The sequence below is a fragment of the Lactobacillus sp. CBA3606 genome, from assembly GCF_002970935.1.
In the GTDB taxonomy this organism is placed as follows: Bacteria; Bacillota; Bacilli; order Lactobacillales; family Lactobacillaceae; genus Lactiplantibacillus.
In genome coordinates, this window is the sequence record NZ_CP027194.1 from 156,285 (window position 1) to 175,607 (window position 19,323).

Consider the following 19,323-nt stretch of genomic DNA (forward strand, 5'->3'; position numbering starts at 1 on the left):
GGGGACGAATTATGCTAAACATTACGATGTTTTCGAAAGCTGACTCAGTTAAAGGTCAAGGGGTCGGGAGTGCGTACCAAGAATTAATGCGGTTATTGCAAACTCATTGGCAGGACGAGTTCAAGCTTAAAGTGAATCGTTATGGTCGTTCGACGATTTCGCATTATCATACGGTTAATCCGCTGTTTTATTTGTCGACATTTATGCCTAACCGGGGACGTAAAATTGGTTACGTCCATTTTTTACCGGAAACTTTAGCCGGAAGTTTGAAGTTACCAAGGCCGTTGCAAGCGATTTTTAACCGTTATTTGATTTCATTTTATAAACGCATGGATCATATTGTTGTCGTTAATCCGACGTTTATCCCTAAGCTGGAAGCCTACGATATCAAACGGGCGGATGTGACCTATATTCCAAACTTTGTTAGTAAACGTGAGTTCTATGAAATGACGCAACCAAAACAAACTAAATTGCGTCAAGCCTATGGTTATGACCAAAATAAATTTATGATTTTGGGGACCGGTCAGATTCAAGAACGTAAAGGCGTACCAGATTTTATTAAGTTAGCCCGTCAAAATCCAGATATTCAATTTGTCTGGGCCGGGGGCTTTTCGTTTGGGCGAATTACGGATGGTTATCAAGACTTAAAAAAAGTAGTCGATAATCCCCCTGCCAATCTGTCGTTTCCTGGCATTGTCGATCGAGAAAAATTAGTTGATTATTATAATATGGCGGATCTATTCCTCTTGCCATCGTACAATGAACTATTTCCCATGTCAGTACTAGAAGCATTTAGTTGTGGGACGCCCGTTTTGTTACGGGACTTAGACTTATACCGCGCAATCATTGATGGGTATTATCAAGCTGCGGCGGATGTTGATGAGATGCAACAGCAGATTTCACAGTTGCGTCAGAATCCAGCTGGCTTACAATTTTTACATGATAAAGCGGTGTTGGCATCAGCAGACTATTCTGAACAGCGGTTAGCTAAAATCTGGCATGATTTTTACTTGCAGCAGGCAAAAGAGGGGTAGCCATGACTAGAAAAAATGTGTGGTCTTTACTAGCCATGATTTTAATTGGGGTCGCCATTTCGTGGTATTCACTACGTAATGTTCAACTCAGCCATTTAATGGCCGATATTCTCCAGTTAAATTGGTGGTGGTTATTGGTAGCACTGGGGTGTGTGGGACTCTACTATGGTTTAGAAGCGGTTGTGGTCCAAAAGTTTGTCCGTCATCGCTATCGGCACTATTCTTTTAAGAGTGCGTTGCGAGTTCCTTTAGCAGAACAGTTGTTTAATGGGATTACGCCGTTTTCATCCGGGGGCCAACCGGCGCAGATTTTTGTGATGGCCCAATCGGGTATTGATGCGGGGCGCGCGAGTTCCGTGGCGTTAATGAAGTTCGTGGTGTTTCAAGCGATGGTCGTCTTGAATTTCTTAGTCGCCATGCTGGTTGGGTTTCATTATTTAGCTGAAAAGTTAAGCTACTTATCGTTGTATGTGTTATTGGGCTTTTTGATTCATTTTGCCGTCATTGTCGGCCTGTTATTAGTGATGTATTGGTATAACTTCACTAAAAAAGCGGTGAAGATTGTTTTAATTCCCGTTGGCTGGTTCATGAATGACGACCGGTTTACCCGGTTACAAGCAACAATCAGTGAAAAAATCGATTCATTTTATGAAGAAAGTGTCCGCATGACGAAGGACTGGCGGATGTTAGTGGAAATTTCGTTGATTACGTTCTTTCAACTATTGTTTTACTATATGATTCCGTATTTTATTATGCGGGCCATGGGGTATCATGGCATTAATATTATTATGGTCACTAGTTTGAACGTTTTGATTTTCTTAGTAACCTCGTTATTTCCAATTCCTGGCGGTGCTGGCGGCGCTGAATTTGGGTTTACCGAGCTATTTGCCAAATTTATTCCTAGTCATAGTAAATTAATTTTGGCCATGCTTATCTGGCGGATTTTAACTTATTATTTGGGCTTGTTCCTAGGGATGTTTGCAATGGCCATGCGTCCAGAAAAAGCGGAAGAAATTAAAGATAGGCCGAATGAGTAAGGATGAAGCGCTAGCGACTTGCCAGCGCTTTTTGTCGATTAAAGGGGAGTCGGGATGTTGAAGTTGAAAAAACGCCAACGGCTGTGTGTCTGGTTAATGTTAGGGTTGGGATTAAGTGGTGTGGGATTAATTACCCAGCCAGTCCATGCCCAGAAAAGTCAAGCGGATGCGGTTAAGGCGGCGTATATTGTTGATGCCAAGTCTGGTCAGGCGGTCTACGCGCAAAATGCAGATCAAAAATTGCCGATTGCGTCGTTGAGTAAGCTGATGACCTTATATTTGGTCGAACAAGCGGTCAAACAAGGTAAAATTAGTTGGACAGATAATGTGCCAATCAGTAAACAGGTGCGTAAGATGGCCAGTAGTGCCACGTTATCCACGATGCCGATGGCGGCTAATGATCGGTTTACTGTCAAAGAGCTTGTTGCGGCGACTTTGGTGGGTTCGTCCAATAGTAGTGCGATTGCGCTGGGTGAATATCTAGGTGGCAGTAATACCAAATTTATTCAGTTAATGAATCAGCAGGCCCAAAAATGGCATTTAGCGGCTAACTTTGTGAGTGCATCGGGGTTAGATAATACGGATTTAACGACGTATCATTATAATTTACCGGGGACGAATGATCAGGCTCAAAATATGGTTTCAGCACGGGCAATTACGACGATTGCGCGCCATTTGGTCAATGAATTTCCAAGTATTGTGCAGGTTTCTAACCAGAGTGCGGTTAAAATCCATAAATATCGGGTTCCAACGTCGGTGTTAATTTTAAAGGGACAATCTTTCTATGATGGGCGCGTGCCCGTAGACGGCTTAAAAACGGGGTATACGGCGCAAGCTGGTGGGTGCTTAGTGGCGACGTTCCACCAAAATGGTCGACGGATGATTGCGACCACATTAGGGTCAACTTGGAAATTTACGGCGAATAACAATTTGCGGCTCAAGCTAAAACAGCAAGAGCAGTATCGCACGGTAGTCCCCAAAACGCTCAATTATCAGATTCCGGGGACACAAACAACCGTCAATTTAGTGGCGCAATCGGACGGCCATCGTTGGACGAATCAGCAGCAGCCGATGCAAAAAACGACGGTGGCAGTTTGGCCGATGCATCGTGACCGGCCTAATTATTTAGCGGCACATACGACGGTGATGAAAGTCCGGTTAACGGATCCGTCATCAGGAGCTACCAGTACGGTTAAGTATCAAACACCGCAAGCTGTGACTTTGTTAGGACCGCTGCAATGGGCAACAACGGACAATACTAAGTCAACTTTAAATTTGAACACCGCTTTTGCGTTGACCAAATAAAAAATAACGCCGCAATTAAATTTTGGCGATGAAAAAACGAGCTGGGAAATTTTCCCGAGCTCGTTTTTAGATTGTTGTTAAGCAGTTCGATTAGTCGGGTCTTGCATGTAGGCAGTTAGTCGGGCCATTGCTTTTTGCAATTTTTCCATGCTAGCTGCATAGCTTAGGCGGACGTAACCTTCACCTTGAGTGCCAAAACCAGTCCCAGGAATAATAGCTAGCTTATTTTTGCGGGCTAGGTCGTTACAAAAGGCCATCGCATTTTGGTTGAAGCCAGCTGGGATTTTAGCAAAGATATAAAAGGCTCCCGTTGGTCGCGCAATTTTGAAGCCTAAGTCGGCCATTGTCTTGTAAACAAAATCCCGGCGCGCTTGATATTCGGTCCGCATCGGCAACGCATCATCAATGCCGTTAGTTAAAGCTTCGATCCCGGCCTTTTGGGCAATTGTGGTGGCGGCGGTAACGTAATATTGATGAACTTTCTTCATTTGGTCGGTCATTTCTTTTGACGCAAACAAGAAGCCAATCCGCCACCCAGTCATCGCATGTGATTTTGACAACCCATTGATTAAAATAACTTCATCCGGAATGTATTTTGCAATTGAAACATGAGTACTCCCATAAGTTAATTCACTGTACACTTCGTCAGAAACAACCCAGAGGTTATGGCGTTTGAAACAAGCGGCTAATGCTTTGATTTCATCTTCAACGTAAGTCACCCCGGTCGGATTATTAGGATAATTCATAATAATACCTTTGAAGTGTTCATCAGGGTGTGCTGCAATAAAGTCGTCGACTAATTTTGGGGTAATCACAAAGTCATTGACACCAGTATCCATAAACAGGGGTGTTGCCCGCGCTTCTTGAATGATTGGAATATAAGCCGGGAAGATTGGTGAGGGGACGATAATGGCATCGCCAGGATTACAAATGGTCGTTAATGCCGTGGCAATCGCTTCGGTTGCGCCTACTGTGACTAAGACTTGATCGGCCGCATTGTAATGGAGCCCATATTTTTTCGCTTGGAAATTAGCGGCAGCTTCACGTAGTTCTAGTAAACCGGCCATCCCAGTATAGTGTGAAAAATTATCATCAATGGCCTTTTTGGCGGCATTTTTCACGTGTTGAGGGGTATTAAAATCGGGTTCCCCTAAAGTTAATTTAACCATATCAGGAATCGCACTGACTGCTTCGTCAAATTGACGAATGGTGGATACTTGAATTTGAGCAATGGTATCGTTGAGATCATCTCTAAACAATGTCATGAACAAGACTCCTTTGTTTTATAAATTGTTTTAAGTTTATCACATCTTCACAAGGACAAACGGTTGCTTTGCGGTATAATTAAATGTGATAATTTGCTTTGAAACGGGGCTACTCACTAAAAAGACGTGCCATTGGTCTCATTTTTTGCTAGAATAAAAACAAAACTTAAGGAGCGAGATTATAATAATGGAAAAATCTGAATTATCAGCAATTCTCAAACGATTAGAAGCAATGCGGACCTCGGAAGCAACAGAAGTTCAATCACGACGGTTCGAAAAGGAAGGTGTTGAACGCGGTCAGGTTGCTTATGACCCAGCAACATCAACGTATACGCTCCAAGAATTTAACCCTGATCAAACGTTCGAATTCGATAACATCGACTTAGTTGCGATTGAACTATATGACTTGTTAACCGATAATTAACATTTCCGCCAATTAGATATTTTAAAAGACTGATCCATATTATGCGTTGAATAGTGAAGAATTGTTGAAGAAATCTTCAAGATATTGCTAACTAGCCCTCAACCGTTATAATATGGATTTGTTAATAGCAATGACGGAGGAATTATGATGCCCAAATTTATAAAAAACACGGTTGGAAAGGTCAATACAACCCTTGGCTTCTTTATCCTAACGGTGGTCTTATTTTGGCTAAAGACGTATATCGCCTATCAAACTGAATTTACGCTCGGGGTAAAAGGCGCCGTGCAGCAATTTATTTTGATTCTTAATCCGTTTCCAACAGCGATTGTGCTGTTGGGGGTGGCGTTATACTTTAGAGGTCGCTTAAAATATTGGATGATGATGATCATCGATGCTTTACAGACAACCTGGTTGTTTGCCAATATTTTGTATTATCGTGAGTTTTCTGATTTTATGTCGGCTGGTGTAATCAAGAGTTCAGGCGCTTCCAGCACTAATCTGGGCACTAGTTTAAGCCAGATTATCCGGGGCACTGACTTCTTAGTTTATGCCGATGTCGTGATACTCATTTTATTATTAGTATTTAAGGTAATTCGGATTGATCCTCGGCCATTCAAGCTTCGCTATGCAGCAACGCTAACGATGATTGGGGTCGCTTTGTTTGCAGTTGATTTGGGGATGTCAGAGCATGACCGTTCTGATTTACTAACCCGGACTTTTGATAATAATTACATCGTGAAGTATTTAGGGTTAAATACTTACGCGGGTTATAGCTTTTATCAGACTGAAAAAGAAAGTGCCACGCGAGCTCAGGCCAGCAGTAGTGATATGAAGAGTGTGCTTGCTTATCTAAAGAAGAATCAGGCTAGTGAGAATATCAAATACTTTGGTAAAGCTAAAGGTAAGAATGTCTTCGTGATTCATTTGGAGAGTTTCCAGCAATTTTTAATTGATTATAAGGTTGATGGTAAGGAAGTTACGCCGAACTTAAACAAGTTCTATCATAATAAGAACACGTTGAGTTTTGATAACTTTTATCATCAAGTGGCCCAAGGGAAGACTTCAGATGCAGAAATGATGATGGAAAACTCCTTATTCGGGTTACCAACTGGTTCAGCGATGACACAGTACGGGACGTCGAATACCTTCCAAGCAGCGCCGGCAATTTTAGCGCAAAAAGGCTATACGACGGCGGCCTTTCATGGGGATGTTGCCAGTTTCTGGAATCGCGACAATGCCTACAAATCATGGGGATATGATTACTTCTTCTATTCATCGTATTATAAAGAGAAGGCTAGTTATAATATTGGCTATGGGTTGAAGGATAAAATCTTCCTAAAAGACTCAGTGAAGTATTTGGAACAACTTCCGCAACCATTCTATGCGAAGCTGATTACATTGACTAACCACTATCCCTATACATTGGATAAACAAAATCAATCTATTGATAAGACGACGACCGGTGATTCTACCGTCGATGGCTATGTGCAAACCGCCCACTATTTAGATCAAGCCTTTGCTGAATTCATTAGTTATTTGAAGAAGGCTGGCTTATATAAGAATAGTATGATTGTCTTGTATGGGGACCATTACGGGATTTCGAATAATCATCGTGCGGCAATTGCGCAGTTATTGGGTAAGAAGTCCGTTAACAATTTTGATTTAGCACAGTTCCAGAAGGTACCATTTATGATTCATGCTGATGGAATTAAGGGTGGGGTTAACCATACCTATGGTGGCGAAATCGATGCTTTGCCAACAATCTTTGATTTATTAGGGATTAAGAATAAAGGGTACATTCAGTTTGGAACTGACTTACTGTCGAAACAACACGATCAAACAGTTGCCTTTAGAAATGGTGATTTTGTGTCGCCAACTTATACGAAGCTCGGGGGGACGGTCTATGACACGAAGACTGGTGATCAGTTGAAAAATATGACCAGTACCCAAAAGCAGACAGTCAAGCAGATGCAGAACCACGTGACAACGGAACTGTCCTTGTCTGATCGTGTTATTCAAGGTGATTTGTTGCGTTTCTATACGCCGAAGGGCTTTAAGAAAGTCAATAAGTCTGATTACAGTTATAAGATTACGAAGACTTTGAAATCGTTGAAGGAACTTCAAGCTGAGAAGCAGACCAGTGTCTTGTCGAAGCACAAAGGCAAGTCGACGGTTGATCTGTATAAGACGGATGCACCAGAACTATCTAGTTCCAGTGCTGATTCAAGTTCAGATTCAAGCGTAAGTAATTAGTTGTTCAAAGAGATGTCGTTTATGCGGCATCTCTTTTTGTATCTGTAAAGGGTTTTAAGCCTAAAAATGTGGCTTGCAGTTTGTCACTATTCGCCGTAGAATGATAGATATTGTCATGACTAAGGGCTTTTAAACTTTTTTCGCAATTAATTAGGAAAAAGGCTTGACCCGAGTCGTAATTATTGATATTATATTTCTTGTCGTTAAGAACGGCATGCAACAATACTCATTATTTTGAATATATCAGGGCGGTTTAACCGCTATCTTGAATTTTTATTCAAAATAAGTTATAAAAAGTTGTTGACATGTTCTTCTGATGATGATAAACTTTAGTAGTTGTGTTGAGGTAATCAACCAACGAATTAGACCTTTGAAAACTGAACAAAGTTTCGACAAATCAAATGTGTAGGGTCTATCAATTCTTGAATTGGTAGCAAACATTTGCGAAGTCAATTCGTAAACAAACAATTTTTAAATCAAGTACTAAATGAGCTTTTTTAGAACTCATCATTAATTTGAGAGTTTGATCCTGGCTCAGGATGAACGCTGGCGGCGTGCCTAATACATGCAAGTCGAACGAACTCTGGTTATTGAATGACGGTGCTTGCACCTGAGTGATATAGCATTTGAGTGAGTGGCGAACTGGTGAGTAACACGTGGGAAACCTGCCCAGAAGTGGGGGATAACACCTGGAAACAGATGCTAATACCGCATAACAACTCGGACCGCATGGTCTGAGTTTGAAAGATGGCTTCGGCTATCACTTTTGGATGGTCCCGCGGCGTATTAGCTAGATGGTGGGGTAATGGCTCACCATGGCAATGATACGTAGCCGACCTGAGAGGGTAATCGGCCACATTGGGACTGAGACACGGCCCAAACTCCTACGGGAGGCAGCAGTAGGGAATCTTCCACAATGGACGAAAGTCTGATGGAGCAACGCCGCGTGAGTGAAGAAGGGTTTCGGCTCGTAAAACTCTGTTGTTAAAGAAGAACATATCTGAGAGTAACTGTTCAGGTATTGACGGTATTTAACCAGAAAGCCACGGCTAACTACGTGCCAGCAGCCGCGGTAATACGTAGGTGGCAAGCGTTATCCGGATTTATTGGGCGTAAAGCGAGCGCAGGCGGTTTTTTAAGTCTGATGTGAAAGCCTTCGGCTCAACCGAAGAAGTGCATCGGAAACTGGGAAACTTGAGTGCAGAAGAGGACAGTGGAACTCCATGTGTAGCGGTGAAATGCGTAGATATATGGAAGAACACCAGTGGCGAAGGCGGCTGTCTGGTCTGTAACTGACGCTGAGGCTCGAAAGTATGGGTAGCAAACAGGATTAGATACCCTGGTAGTCCATACCGTAAACGATGAATGCTAAGTGTTGGAGGGTTTCCGCCCTTCAGTGCTGCAGCTAACGCATTAAGCATTCCGCCTGGGGAGTACGGTCGCAAGACTGAAACTCAAAGGAATTGACGGGGGCCCGCACAAGCGGTGGAGCATGTGGTTTAATTCGAAGCTACGCGAAGAACCTTACCAGGTCTTGACATACTATGCAAATCTAAGAGATTAGACGTTCCCTTCGGGGACATGGATACAGGTGGTGCATGGTTGTCGTCAGCTCGTGTCGTGAGATGTTGGGTTAAGTCCCGCAACGAGCGCAACCCTTATTATCAGTTGCCAGCATTAAGTTGGGCACTCTGGTGAGACTGCCGGTGACAAACCGGAGGAAGGTGGGGATGACGTCAAATCATCATGCCCCTTATGACCTGGGCTACACACGTGCTACAATGGATGGTACAACGAGTTGCGAACTCGCGAGAGCAAGCTAATCTCTTAAAGCCATTCTCAGTTCGGATTGTAGGCTGCAACTCGCCTACATGAAGTCGGAATCGCTAGTAATCGCGGATCAGCATGCCGCGGTGAATACGTTCCCGGGCCTTGTACACACCGCCCGTCACACCATGAGAGTTTGTAACACCCAAAGTCGGTGGGGTAACCTTCGGGAGCCAACCGCCTAAGGTGGGACAGATGATTAGGGTGAAGTCGTAACAAGGTAGCCGTAGGAGAACCTGCGGCTGGATCACCTCCTTTCTAAGGAATATTACGGAAACCTTACACATGATTGTTGAAACTTTGTTTAGTTTTGAGAGGTCTAACTCTCAATTTAATAACGCTTTTGGGCCTATAGCTCAGTTGGTGAGAGCGCACGCCTGATAAGCGTGAGGTCGATGGTTCAAGTCCATTTAGGCCCATCGAGGATTTTTTGTCCTTGCATCACTATGGGGAATTAGCTCAGCTGGGAGAGCACCTGCTTTGCAAGCAGGAGGTCAACGGTTCGATCCCGTTATTCTCCATTGACAGCTTTGGTTGTCAATGAAACTTGTTCTTTGAAAACTAGATAATATCAAATATAATTTTTCATAATTAAACCGAGAACACCGCGTTTTTTGAGTTTTTTAAAGAAGTTTTAAATCGCTAAACTCATTAATCGCATTTTCCGTTAGGAAAATGAGGTTAAGTTAACAAGGGCGCATGGTGAATGCCTTGGCACTAGGAGCCGATGAAGGACGGGACTAACACCGATATGCTTCGGGGAGCTGTACGTAAGCTATGATCCGGAGATTTCCGAATGGGGCAACCCAGCAGTTTTAATCAACTGTTACCGCTAGATGAATACATAGTCTAGTCGGAGGTAAACGCTGTGAACTGAAACATCTCATTAGCAGCAGGAATATAAAGAAATTTCGATTCCCTAAGTAGCGGCGAGCGAACGGGGAACAGCCCAAACCAGAGAGCTTGCTCTTTGGGGTTGTAGGACTGAACATTTGAGTTACCAAAACGTTTGATAGTCGAAGGATTTGGGAAAATCCGCCATAGATGGTGATAGCCCAGTAGATTAAATTAGACGTTCTCAGTTCAGGATCCTGAGTACGGCGGAACACGTGAAATTCCGTCGGAATCCGGGAGGACCATCTCCCAAGGCTAAATACTCCCTAGTGACCGATAGTGAACCAGTACCGTGAGGGAAAGGTGAAAAGCACCCCGGAAGGGGAGTGAAATAGTTCCTGAAACCATGTGCCTACAATAAGTCAGAGCGCGTTAATGCGTGATGGCGTGCCTTTTGTAGAATGAACCGGCGAGTTACGATCCCGTGCAAGGTTAAGACTTAAAAGTCGGAGCCGTAGCGAAAGCGAGTCTGAAATGGGCGTTTTTAGTACGAGGTTGTAGACCCGAAACCAGGTGACCTATCCATGTCCAGGTTGAAGGTGCGGTAAAACGCACTGGAGGACCGAACCCGTGTAAGTTGAAAATTGCTGGGATGAGGTGTGGATAGCGGTGAAATTCCAAACGAACTTGGAGATAGCTGGTTCTCTCCGAAATAGCTTTAGGGCTAGCCTCGGATGAAGGATCATGGAGGTAGAGCACTATTTGGACTAGGGGCCCGTCTTGGGTTACTGAATTCAGATAAACTCCGAATGCCATTGATTCATATCCGGGAGTCAGACGATGAGTGATAAGATCCACCGTCGAAAGGGGAACAGCCCAGATCACCAGTTAAGGTCCCTAAATGTATACTAAGTGGAAAAGGATGTGGAGTTGCACAGACAACTAGGATGTTGGCTCAGAAGCAGCCACCATTTAAAGAGTGCGTAATAGCTCACTAGTCGAGTGATTCTGCGCCGAAAATGTACCGGGGCTAAGTATACTACCGAAACTGTGGATGTGACCATTAGGTCACGTGATAGGAGAGCGTTCTAAGGGCGGTGAAGCAAGATCGTGAGGACTTGTGGAGCGCTTAGAAGTGAGAATGCCGGTATGAGTAGCGAAAGATGGGTGAGAATCCCATCCACCGAATGACTAAGGTTTCCTGGGGAAGGCTCGTCCTCCCAGGGTTAGTCGGGACCTAAGTCGAGGCCGAGAGGCGTAGACGATGGATAACAGATTGATATTTCTGTACTAGTTAAATGCGTTTGAACGATGGAGGGACGCAGTAGGCTAAGATGTGCATCCTGTTGGATTAGGATGTCCAAGCAACAAGTCTTTTGATGAGTCAAATGCTTATCAATTTAAGGACAAGTTGTGATGGGGAGCGAAATTTAGTAGCGAAGCGTCTGATGTCACACTGCCGAGAAAAGCTTCTAGTGAGTATTTAACTACCCGTACCGCAAACCAACACAGGTAGTCGAGGAGAGAATCCTAAGGTGAGCGAGTGAACTCTCGTTAAGGAACTCGGCAAAATGACCCCGTAACTTCGGGAGAAGGGGTGCTGATCGCAAGATCAGCCGCAGTGAATAGGCCCAGGCGACTGTTTATCAAAAACACAGGTCTCTGCAAAATCGTAAGATGACGTATAGGGGCTGACGCCTGCCCGGTGCTGGAAGGTTAAAAGGATGGGTTAGCTTCGGCGAAGCTCAGAATTGAAGCCCCAGTAAACGGCGGCCGTAACTATAACGGTCCTAAGGTAGCGAAATTCCTTGTCGGGTAAGTTCCGACCCGCACGAAAGGCGTAACGATCTGGGCACTGTCTCAACGAGAGACTCGGTGAAATTATATTGTCCGTGAAGATGCGGACTACCCGCGACAGGACGGAAAGACCCCATGGAGCTTTACTGTAGCTTGATATTGAGTGTTTGTACAGCTTGTACAGGATAGGTAGGAGCCATAGAAACCGGAACGCTAGTTTCGGTGGAGGCGTTGGTGGGATACTACCCTCGCTGTATGACCACTCTAACCCACACCACTTAGCGTGGTGGGAGACAGTGTCAGGTGGGCAGTTTGACTGGGGCGGTCGCCTCCTAAAGAGTAACGGAGGCGCCCAAAGGTTCCCTCAGAATGGTTGGAAATCATTCGCAGAGTGTAAAGGCACAAGGGAGCTTGACTGCGAGACAGACAGGTCGAGCAGGGACGAAAGTCGGGCTTAGTGATCCGGTGGTACCGTATGGAAGGGCCATCGCTCAACGGATAAAAGCTACCCTGGGGATAACAGGCTTATCTCCCCCAAGAGTCCACATCGACGGGGAGGTTTGGCACCTCGATGTCGGCTCATCGCATCCTGGGGCTGTAGTCGGTCCCAAGGGTTGGGCTGTTCGCCCATTAAAGCGGTACGCGAGCTGGGTTCAGAACGTCGTGAGACAGTTCGGTCCCTATCCGTCGCGGGCGTAGGAAATTTGAGAGGATCTGTCCTTAGTACGAGAGGACCGGGATGGACATACCTCTGGTGTACCAGTTGTGCCGCCAGGCGCATCGCTGGGTAGCTACGTATGGATGTGATAAACGCTGAAAGCATCTAAGTGTGAAACACACCTCGAGATGAGATTTCCCATTCCTTTATGGAAGTAAGACCCCTGAAAGATGATCAGGTAGATAGGTTAGAAGTGGCAGCACGGTGACGTGTGAAGCGGACTAATACTAATCGGTCGAGGACTTAACCAAGTAATTGGTGTTCCGGTAAGATGAAAAATACAATTTGATATTAGCTAGTTTTGAGAGCACAAGTTTCTCAATAGTGTGGCGACGATGGCAAGAAGGATACACCTGTTCCCATGTCGAACACAGAAGTTAAGCTTCTTAGCGCCGAGAGTAGTTGGGGGATCGCTCCCTGCGAGGGTAGGACGTTGCCATGCAATATTCCGACATAGCTCAGTTGGTAGAGCGCTTGACTGTTAATCAAGATGTCGACGGTTCGAGCCCGCCTGTCGGAGTTATCTACGTAAGCCATGGAGAGTTGTCCGAGTGGCTGAAGGAGCAGCATTGGAAATGCTGTAAACGGGTTATACCTGTTTCAAGGGTTCGAATCCCTTACTCTCCGTTAGTTAGATATAATAAATATGACCCCTTGGTCAAGTGGTTTAAGACACTGCCCTTTCACGGCAGTAACATGGGTTCGAATCCCGTAGGGGTCATCATGGAGGATTAGCTCAGTTGGGAGAGCGTCTGCCTTACAAGCAGAGGGTCACAGGTTCGAGCCCTGTATCCTCCATTTAATGGCTTAGGCTGTTAGAAAAATTAAATAGACTTCATCATAATGATTATTTGGCTCGGTAGCTCAGTCGGTAGAGCAATGGATTGAAGCTCCATGTGTCGGCGGTTCGATTCCGTCCCGCGCCATTTATGGAGGGGTAGCGAAGTCTGGCTAAACGCGGCGGACTGTAAATCCGCTCCTTCGGGTTCGGTGGTTCAAATCCACTTCCCTCCATTTTTTCATAGGGATATAGTTTAATGGTAGAACAACGGTCTCCAAAACCGTCGGTGTGGGTTCAACTCCTACTATCCCTGCCATGTTGGCGGTATTGGCGAAGTGGTTAACGCACCGGATTGTGGCTCCGGCACGCGTGGGTTCGATTCCCACATACCGCCCTTTGATTGGGTTATAGCCAAGTGGTAAGGCAATGGACTTTGACTCCATCATGCGCTGGTTCGAATCCAGCTAACCCAATTGGGTTGGGCAAAAAATGATGGCGGTATAGCCAAGTGGTAAGGCAGAGGTCTGCAAAACCTTCATCACCGGTTCAAATCCGGTTACCGCCTTTCCTGAAAAGGTTATAATCCTGATCAGTTTCATATTTAGTTTCATTTTGCCGGCGTGGCGGAATTGGCAGACGCGCTGGACTCAAAATCCAGTTCCCGTTGAGGGAGTATCGGTTCGACCCCGATCGCCGGTACTAATAGCTATTCAGGTAGCTTTCGGTACCTTTGCATGGTCTTCATATCCTTGATATGGAGGCTTTTTTGTATTTTCAAAAGTCATGCGAGACCATGCAAAGTGAAAGCCCGGAGCCGGCGTGACACATCGTATGTCTCGTCCGGGAATACCTGGTGACAATAGGCCGATGGAAAGCCTGTGGAGCCATATGAAGACGGAATATTTTGACTTTGAGAGGCCATTAGTATTGAAAGCGATATTGGGTTAGTGGTGAATTTTATGGATTGGTATAACAATTCTCGCCGTCAAACAACACTAAACGGCATGACCCCAGTAGAATACCGAAAGCATGCCGTCAAGAAAATTGCATAATAATTTTAATTATTTGATTGTCTACTTGACGCGGAGCCGCGCCGGCTGACCTTTCATCGTAGTTATCTATTGTGAATTAAATAATTCACGATTTTAGTGCTACCTATAACTATTACAACAGGAATAGAAAATATAAAGAGAATCCCATGTAAGGCCCAAATAACTAGCATGTTGGTTATATCATCGCGAAATTTTAGCTGATCGTGTAGTATCGTATGTCGTGGATAATTACTAATTTCCCGTGTAACATAGGATTGCATGTAAAGGGAATTATTGTTCAAGGCAGGTAACTAATGCAGGGCCACCGGATAGGTTATCAAGTAGGAAAATAGAAGTAATAGATTGAGTGGATTCAAAATAAAAATAAAGTGACCGCTAGGCTGAGCTGTTACAAAGTAAAAACTAATTATGAAGATTGGTAAGCTAGATAAGTAGTCTTTAAATAACTGAAGTAGTTCATGCACATCGCTCACCATATTTCTTAAATTAATAAAAAGTAAACGTATTAAAATGTAGATTTCATGACTATATCCTCCGTGTAAAATTAATTTGATGCTGGGAGTATAGGTCCAAATATTGATTAAGTAACTATAGATTTTAGTGTTTTGGTAGCCGTGTGGATAGAACACAAGAAACCTAAAATTAAGGGTGTTTAATTTTAGGTTAGTAATGAAATAATTCCCTGAGCTTAATTAAGTTAATTCACAGAAGGCGTGTTAACTTAACTGACTTTTTTAGACAAAAATGGTAGTTGTGCGATATTAACTAAGTAAACGAGGCGTGAGAGTAGCTTCTTGACAGTGCTGACGAATGAACAAATTGAAGCAATTGCAATCCTAGGGGCCAACGCAGGAGTTAAGGCTTATCGTGATAGCCATAAACGTGCGCTGAAGTCCGAGTATCAAAAAACCGACGTCATACAAAGCTAGTGTTGACTAATTATCATTATTTGGAAGATAACGTGAACGTCGGTTTACCAGAGTTAATGGATGATGATGTTGAATATGCAACGGCTTTGCCTAAAGATCAGTTGTCTATTCAGTCATGACTAGGCTAGAGTGCCTTTATGATGTAGGTCGCCTAACGTGCGTGTCACGTTGACCACCCAAATCACCAGCTGGATGTTAAACACTAGCTAATTTAAGCGATAGATACACTTACCAAAAAAGAGGGGATAAATTGACCTTAACGATATATGATTCAGATCTACAACCTTACTACTATCACTACATCCAGAAAATACGCAAGCTATTATTAACCAGACGAAGATTATTGAGTATCGCCGGCGCTTCTATCAAAAACCGTTTCAAGCGTTCGTTTATACTACGGGCGCTGCAGGAGGGATCGAGCTGTTTATTAAGTGCAATCAGCCCATTACTGGAGATGCGGCTACTTTGGCACAGCTGGGGCAACAATTTCAGCATGATGACTATCATGAAATTAAAGCTTATTTTGCTGCTAAGAATACGGGTCTAATTATACCAATCACAGCGTTTACTCAAATTCCTAAAATTAGCTTAGCGATGTTGAGGCATCGGTTTGAAAACTTTGTGGCGCCACGGCAGTATCTATTTTTGGATCAGCCAACTCGACAAGCTCAGTTGGCTTTTTTGTTGCAACAACCTGGGTTTAATCAGACCAACATCGACTGGCAATCCAAATACGAACACTTGGTTTAAAAAACACCGATTAATCTAACAGACGGACTGGTCTGAATGATTAATCGGTGTCTATTTTACTTAATTAGCTTCTCATAGACGTAGCAGGTATCATCTTGATGGTAAACCCCAACCATCTCGCCAACGCGCTCAAATTGCATTTTAGCAATCAAATGCTGCATGGCTAAATTATCGGCATGGGTATCAATTCGGATACTTTTAATAGCCGGATGTTCTTCGGTAATATGGGCAATGATTTTTTCAAAAAGTTGGGTGGCGTAACCATGACCCGCATGGCTAGAATGAATCGCCACACGGTGGATAACGACATATGGCGCCGTGGTGTTTAACCAAGTAGCATTAGCCGTGTCGTAGGTGGCGTCTGGTGACGGTACTACGGCGACGGCACCTACTGTGGCGTTATCATCCGCATTGAATAAGTAGGCGGATCCTTGCATGATATCGGCGGTAATCTGATTGCGTGATGGGTAATCGCCTTGCCATTGGTTGACACCGGCCTCGGCTAATTGATTACGCCCATCGCTTAAAATATCGATGATAGTGTCAATGTCATCAAGAGTTGCTTTTTTAAAATACATTATCTGTGACTCCTCTCTTAACTGCCCAACGTTTGTGTTTAAAACGCTGACTTTAACAGTATACAGAAGTCACACGAGATTGGTACTATTTTAGCTTGTTTCTTAGTAATTTTTCAATTTAATTGTTGGTTGCCAGAATGGCTTGTGCGCGGGCGGCCATTGCATGAGCATCATTATAGGCAGCCACGGCATCCGGGGTGTACTGGTAAGTATTCGTACGTAGTGTTCGGTCATAGAAGTCTAAATAGGGTAGGGCATGGTCCTGTGCGATTTTGATGGCTTGTTGCCAGTCAAAAGCCACTTGTCGGTAGTCAATACTAGTTAGGCCCTGGTCGTCAAAGGTTAGCAATAAATACATGGCTCGTGGTGAGCGTAACGCCGGCCATGGTGCAGTCGGTAAGCCAATGGTTCCGGCATTTAAAATCAATTGGCCCGCCGTGGAATACCGCATTAAGGGTTGATGGGTATGGGCATAGATGACGATATCCGGCTGCCCGGTCGCGGCTTGGTCAAAGTTGGCTTGTTCAGCAGTCGGTGCTAAGGCATGACCACGAGCACGCTGTGGCAAGACATGTTGCAAACGAATCGTGAGCGGGCCGACGTGCTTAGTGACCGTTAAGGGTAAGTGTAAAAGTTGCGTAAAGTGTGCTGAAGTTAATTGTTGGCGATCGTAAGCGGTTAAGATGGTCGCCATAATTTGCTTGGGTTGATTAAAGTCAGTGGGAGTGGCGGCTAAAACTTTACCATAATTTTCTTCATGATTCCCACGAACGTAAGCGGTTGGCTGGACTTGATCGAGTAAAGCCATACACCGCTCGGCTTCAGGGCCACGAACGGTTATATCGCCAACGGTCCAGTATTCGGTTACCCCTTGTGCCTGAGCATCGGCTAAAACGGCAGCGAGGGCGGTCGCATTGCCGTGAATATCAGATAAAACTGCAATTTTTTGCATCTTAAAGCAATCCTTTCATGAATAACAGTTGTTGTGGTTAGTAAAGTTTACTATTCGTTAAAAATCGGTTAGCAACTCACGCTGATAAATACAACGCCGCTTAAATCTGGTATACTATACTACGGAACGAAGTAATATATTAGCACGTATATTCAAGCCAATTCGTTTCAAAGCCGTAGTTGTCCTCCGGGATAACGACGGTTTTTATTTTAGCATAAAATGCAGTGTGACGGTGTCGTGTGGTTAGTTAGTCTAATGCTAGTAATAGTGGGGTTGTGTCCAAACTAAAAAAGCCTGACAATTTGTCAGACTTTTACATTAGTTTTGACGATGCTGTTTGATTTTTTGACTGAGATAATAGCCGAGATAGCAAATTGCAATAAAGGGTAACGTGTAGTAGAGAGCAATACGCTGATTAGGGTCAAACCAAATCAGAATGCAGGACAGACCACTTAAAATAAAGGTCAGCCAAGGCACGACCGGGTAGCCAGGCGTTTTATAGGTTAAGTCGGCCAGATTTTTGCCACTCTTAACGTAAGCTTTACGAAAATTAATTTCTGATAAGGCAATTGCCATCCAAACAATGACCACTGCTAAACCGGAAATTGAGACTAAAACGAGATAAACGGAACCGGCCGCATACACACTAGACAGTAACGCGAGAATACCACCTAACATACTCGTTATTAGGGCAATCAAAGGAACGTCACGGCGAGTGGTCCGTTTAAAGATTTTAGGAATTGTGCCTTCATTGGCGAGCGACCATAACATCCGCGTTGAGGCATATAGGCCGGAATTAGCGGCAGACATAATCGCAGTCAATACGACAAAGTTCATGAGGTCGGCTGCATACGGAATGCCAATTTCTTTGAAGACCAAGACGAAAGGACTTTGCGTGACCCCGGCCTTTTGATAAGGAATTAAAGCAGCCATCACGAACATACTACCGACAAAGAAAATAATCAAACGCCATAACGTGGTCCGAATGGCAATTGGAATCGTATGGGCCGGATCTTTGGCTTCACCCGCGGTAATGCCGATGAGCTCGGTTCCTGAAAAGGCGAAATTAACGGTGAGCATCGTCGTGAAGACCCCGCCAAAACCATTGGGAAACCAGCCATTTTTGTAATAGTTAGCCAGTAAGGGGGCACTCGAATGGCCCTGCAATGGGAGTAAGCCGATAATTGCTAAGCTACCTAAAATAATAAAAACGATAATTGCAACGACCTTGATACTGGCAAACCAAAATTCGGCTTCAGCGAACCAGCGGACCGATAAGGCATTAACGGTAAAGATGACGACCATGAAAAGTAAGCTCCAAAGCCAGGTGGCAACGTGGGGAAACCAGTTCTGCATGATTAGCCCTGCGGCGGTGAATTCGGAACCTAGCGCAATCGTCCAAGTCAGCCAATATAGGATTGCGACTGTGAAACCAGTCCCAGGGCCGATATATTTTTTTGCATAGACATGAAATGCCCCGGTATAGGGCATGGCGACCGCTAGTTCACCCAGACACAACATCACTAGGTAGACTAAGACGGCACCGATGGTGTAAGCGAGTAGCGTTCCAATGGGGCCCGCTTCATGAATGGTATAACCAGAACTGAGAAATAGTCCAGTTCCAATGACCCCACCGAGTGAAATCATTAGGACATGCCGTGACTCCATTTGGCGATTAAGATGAGTTTGTTTAGACATAAATAAAGGCGCTCCTTGCAAGTTTAAAATAATTAGAATAAGATGAGTAAACTATTAATGCAATTAGAATACCATAATTTTGGGTCAGA

Annotated in this window: 11 protein-coding genes, 13 tRNA genes and 3 rRNA genes; 23 read left to right on the forward strand and 4 right to left on the reverse strand. The window is 44.4% G+C overall.

The window, feature by feature from the left end; genetic code table 11:
* Window positions 1-11: 11 nt before the first annotated feature.
* Genes C5Z26_RS00830 through C5Z26_RS00840 form a run of 3 tightly spaced genes read left to right on the forward strand, consistent with a single transcriptional unit; the run spans window position 12 to window position 3,376 of the window.
* Entirely contained in the window at window positions 12-1,034 is a 1,023-nt protein-coding gene (locus C5Z26_RS00830; RefSeq protein WP_105448166.1) for a glycosyltransferase family 4 protein, read from the forward strand.
* A 2-nt stretch (window positions 1,035-1,036) separates the two neighbouring features.
* Window positions 1,037-2,071 carry a lysylphosphatidylglycerol synthase transmembrane domain-containing protein gene (locus C5Z26_RS00835; protein WP_105448167.1) on the forward strand — a complete coding sequence of 345 codons (1,035 nt, stop codon included), beginning with the start codon at window positions 1,037-1,039 and terminating at the stop codon, window positions 2,069-2,071.
* 54 nt (window positions 2,072-2,125) lie between these two features.
* A complete protein-coding gene (locus C5Z26_RS00840; RefSeq protein WP_105448168.1) occupies window positions 2,126-3,376 on the forward strand; it encodes a D-alanyl-D-alanine carboxypeptidase family protein in 1,251 nt (416 codons plus the stop codon).
* Window positions 3,377-3,453: 77 nt separating this feature from the next.
* Here C5Z26_RS00840 and C5Z26_RS00845 read toward each other — a convergent pair whose 3' ends face one another.
* The gene (locus C5Z26_RS00845) at window positions 3,454-4,641 is read right to left on the reverse strand and encodes a pyridoxal phosphate-dependent aminotransferase (RefSeq protein WP_105448169.1); all 1,188 of its coding nucleotides are present in this window, start codon (window positions 4,639-4,641) and stop codon (window positions 3,454-3,456) included.
* 187 nt (window positions 4,642-4,828) lie between these two features.
* Here C5Z26_RS00845 and C5Z26_RS00850 point away from each other — a divergent pair, with 187 nt between their 5' ends.
* The 20 genes from C5Z26_RS00850 to C5Z26_RS12565 all read left to right on the forward strand — a co-directional run bounded on the left by C5Z26_RS00850 (window position 4,829) and on the right by C5Z26_RS12565 (window position 16,006).
* Window positions 4,829-5,065: a YkuJ family protein gene (locus C5Z26_RS00850; protein ID WP_105448170.1), complete on the forward strand. Its 237-nt coding sequence runs from the start codon at window positions 4,829-4,831 to the stop codon at window positions 5,063-5,065.
* A gap of 147 nt (window positions 5,066-5,212) precedes the next feature.
* Window positions 5,213-7,318 carry an LTA synthase family protein gene (locus C5Z26_RS00855; RefSeq protein ID WP_105448171.1) on the forward strand — a complete coding sequence of 702 codons (2,106 nt, stop codon included), beginning with the start codon at window positions 5,213-5,215 and terminating at the stop codon, window positions 7,316-7,318.
* A gap of 511 nt (window positions 7,319-7,829) precedes the next feature.
* Window positions 7,830-9,403: ribosomal RNA gene (locus C5Z26_RS00860) — 16S ribosomal RNA — on the forward strand.
* Window positions 9,404-9,490: 87 nt separating this feature from the next.
* Window positions 9,491-9,564, forward strand: a tRNA-Ile gene (locus tag C5Z26_RS00865).
* Window positions 9,565-9,593: 29 nt separating this feature from the next.
* Window positions 9,594-9,666: transfer RNA gene (locus C5Z26_RS00870), tRNA-Ala, on the forward strand.
* Between the two features lie 158 nt (window positions 9,667-9,824).
* Window positions 9,825-12,745, forward strand: a 23S ribosomal RNA gene (locus C5Z26_RS00875).
* A gap of 74 nt (window positions 12,746-12,819) precedes the next feature.
* Window positions 12,820-12,936: ribosomal RNA gene (gene rrf / locus C5Z26_RS00880) — 5S ribosomal RNA — on the forward strand.
* The 16S, 23S and 5S rRNA genes sit together here with 13 tRNA genes alongside, the layout of an rRNA operon.
* Window positions 12,937-12,941: 5 nt before the next feature.
* Window positions 12,942-13,014, forward strand: a tRNA-Asn gene (locus C5Z26_RS00885).
* A 17-nt stretch (window positions 13,015-13,031) separates the two neighbouring features.
* Window positions 13,032-13,121: transfer RNA gene (locus C5Z26_RS00890), tRNA-Ser, on the forward strand.
* A 21-nt stretch (window positions 13,122-13,142) separates the two neighbouring features.
* Window positions 13,143-13,215, forward strand: a tRNA-Glu gene (locus C5Z26_RS00895).
* 4 nt (window positions 13,216-13,219) lie between these two features.
* Window positions 13,220-13,292, forward strand: a tRNA-Val gene (locus C5Z26_RS00900).
* Window positions 13,293-13,347: 55 nt separating this feature from the next.
* Window positions 13,348-13,420 (forward strand) — tRNA-Phe (locus C5Z26_RS00905).
* 5 nt (window positions 13,421-13,425) lie between these two features.
* Window positions 13,426-13,508 (forward strand) — tRNA-Tyr (locus C5Z26_RS00910).
* A gap of 9 nt (window positions 13,509-13,517) precedes the next feature.
* Window positions 13,518-13,591, forward strand: a tRNA-Trp gene (locus C5Z26_RS00915).
* A 5-nt stretch (window positions 13,592-13,596) separates the two neighbouring features.
* Window positions 13,597-13,669: transfer RNA gene (locus C5Z26_RS00920), tRNA-His, on the forward strand.
* Window positions 13,670-13,676: 7 nt separating this feature from the next.
* Window positions 13,677-13,748: transfer RNA gene (locus C5Z26_RS00925), tRNA-Gln, on the forward strand.
* 21 nt (window positions 13,749-13,769) lie between these two features.
* Window positions 13,770-13,840: transfer RNA gene (locus C5Z26_RS00930), tRNA-Cys, on the forward strand.
* A 49-nt stretch (window positions 13,841-13,889) separates the two neighbouring features.
* A tRNA-Leu gene (locus C5Z26_RS00935) sits at window positions 13,890-13,974 on the forward strand.
* 260 nt (window positions 13,975-14,234) lie between these two features.
* The gene (locus C5Z26_RS12485) at window positions 14,235-14,327 is read left to right on the forward strand and encodes an IS3 family transposase (RefSeq protein WP_158682776.1); all 93 of its coding nucleotides are present in this window, start codon (window positions 14,235-14,237) and stop codon (window positions 14,325-14,327) included.
* 1,394 nt (window positions 14,328-15,721) lie between these two features.
* A complete protein-coding gene (locus C5Z26_RS12565; RefSeq protein ID WP_234005701.1) occupies window positions 15,722-16,006 on the forward strand; it encodes a hypothetical protein in 285 nt (94 codons plus the stop codon).
* Window positions 16,007-16,062: 56 nt separating this feature from the next.
* On the opposite strand, the gene C5Z26_RS00950 is transcribed toward C5Z26_RS12565, so the two are convergent.
* The 3 genes from C5Z26_RS00950 to C5Z26_RS00960 all read right to left on the reverse strand — a co-directional run bounded on the left by C5Z26_RS00950 (window position 16,063) and on the right by C5Z26_RS00960 (window position 19,234).
* On the reverse strand, window positions 16,063-16,584 hold the full coding sequence (locus tag C5Z26_RS00950) for a GNAT family N-acetyltransferase (protein WP_105448172.1): 522 nt from the start codon (window positions 16,582-16,584) through the stop codon (window positions 16,063-16,065).
* 118 nt (window positions 16,585-16,702) lie between these two features.
* Window positions 16,703-17,536: a metallophosphoesterase family protein gene (locus C5Z26_RS00955; RefSeq protein WP_105448173.1), complete on the reverse strand. Its 834-nt coding sequence runs from the start codon at window positions 17,534-17,536 to the stop codon at window positions 16,703-16,705.
* A 318-nt stretch (window positions 17,537-17,854) separates the two neighbouring features.
* Entirely contained in the window at window positions 17,855-19,234 is a 1,380-nt protein-coding gene (locus C5Z26_RS00960; protein ID WP_105448174.1) for an amino acid permease, read from the reverse strand.
* Window positions 19,235-19,323: the final 89 nt, after the last annotated feature.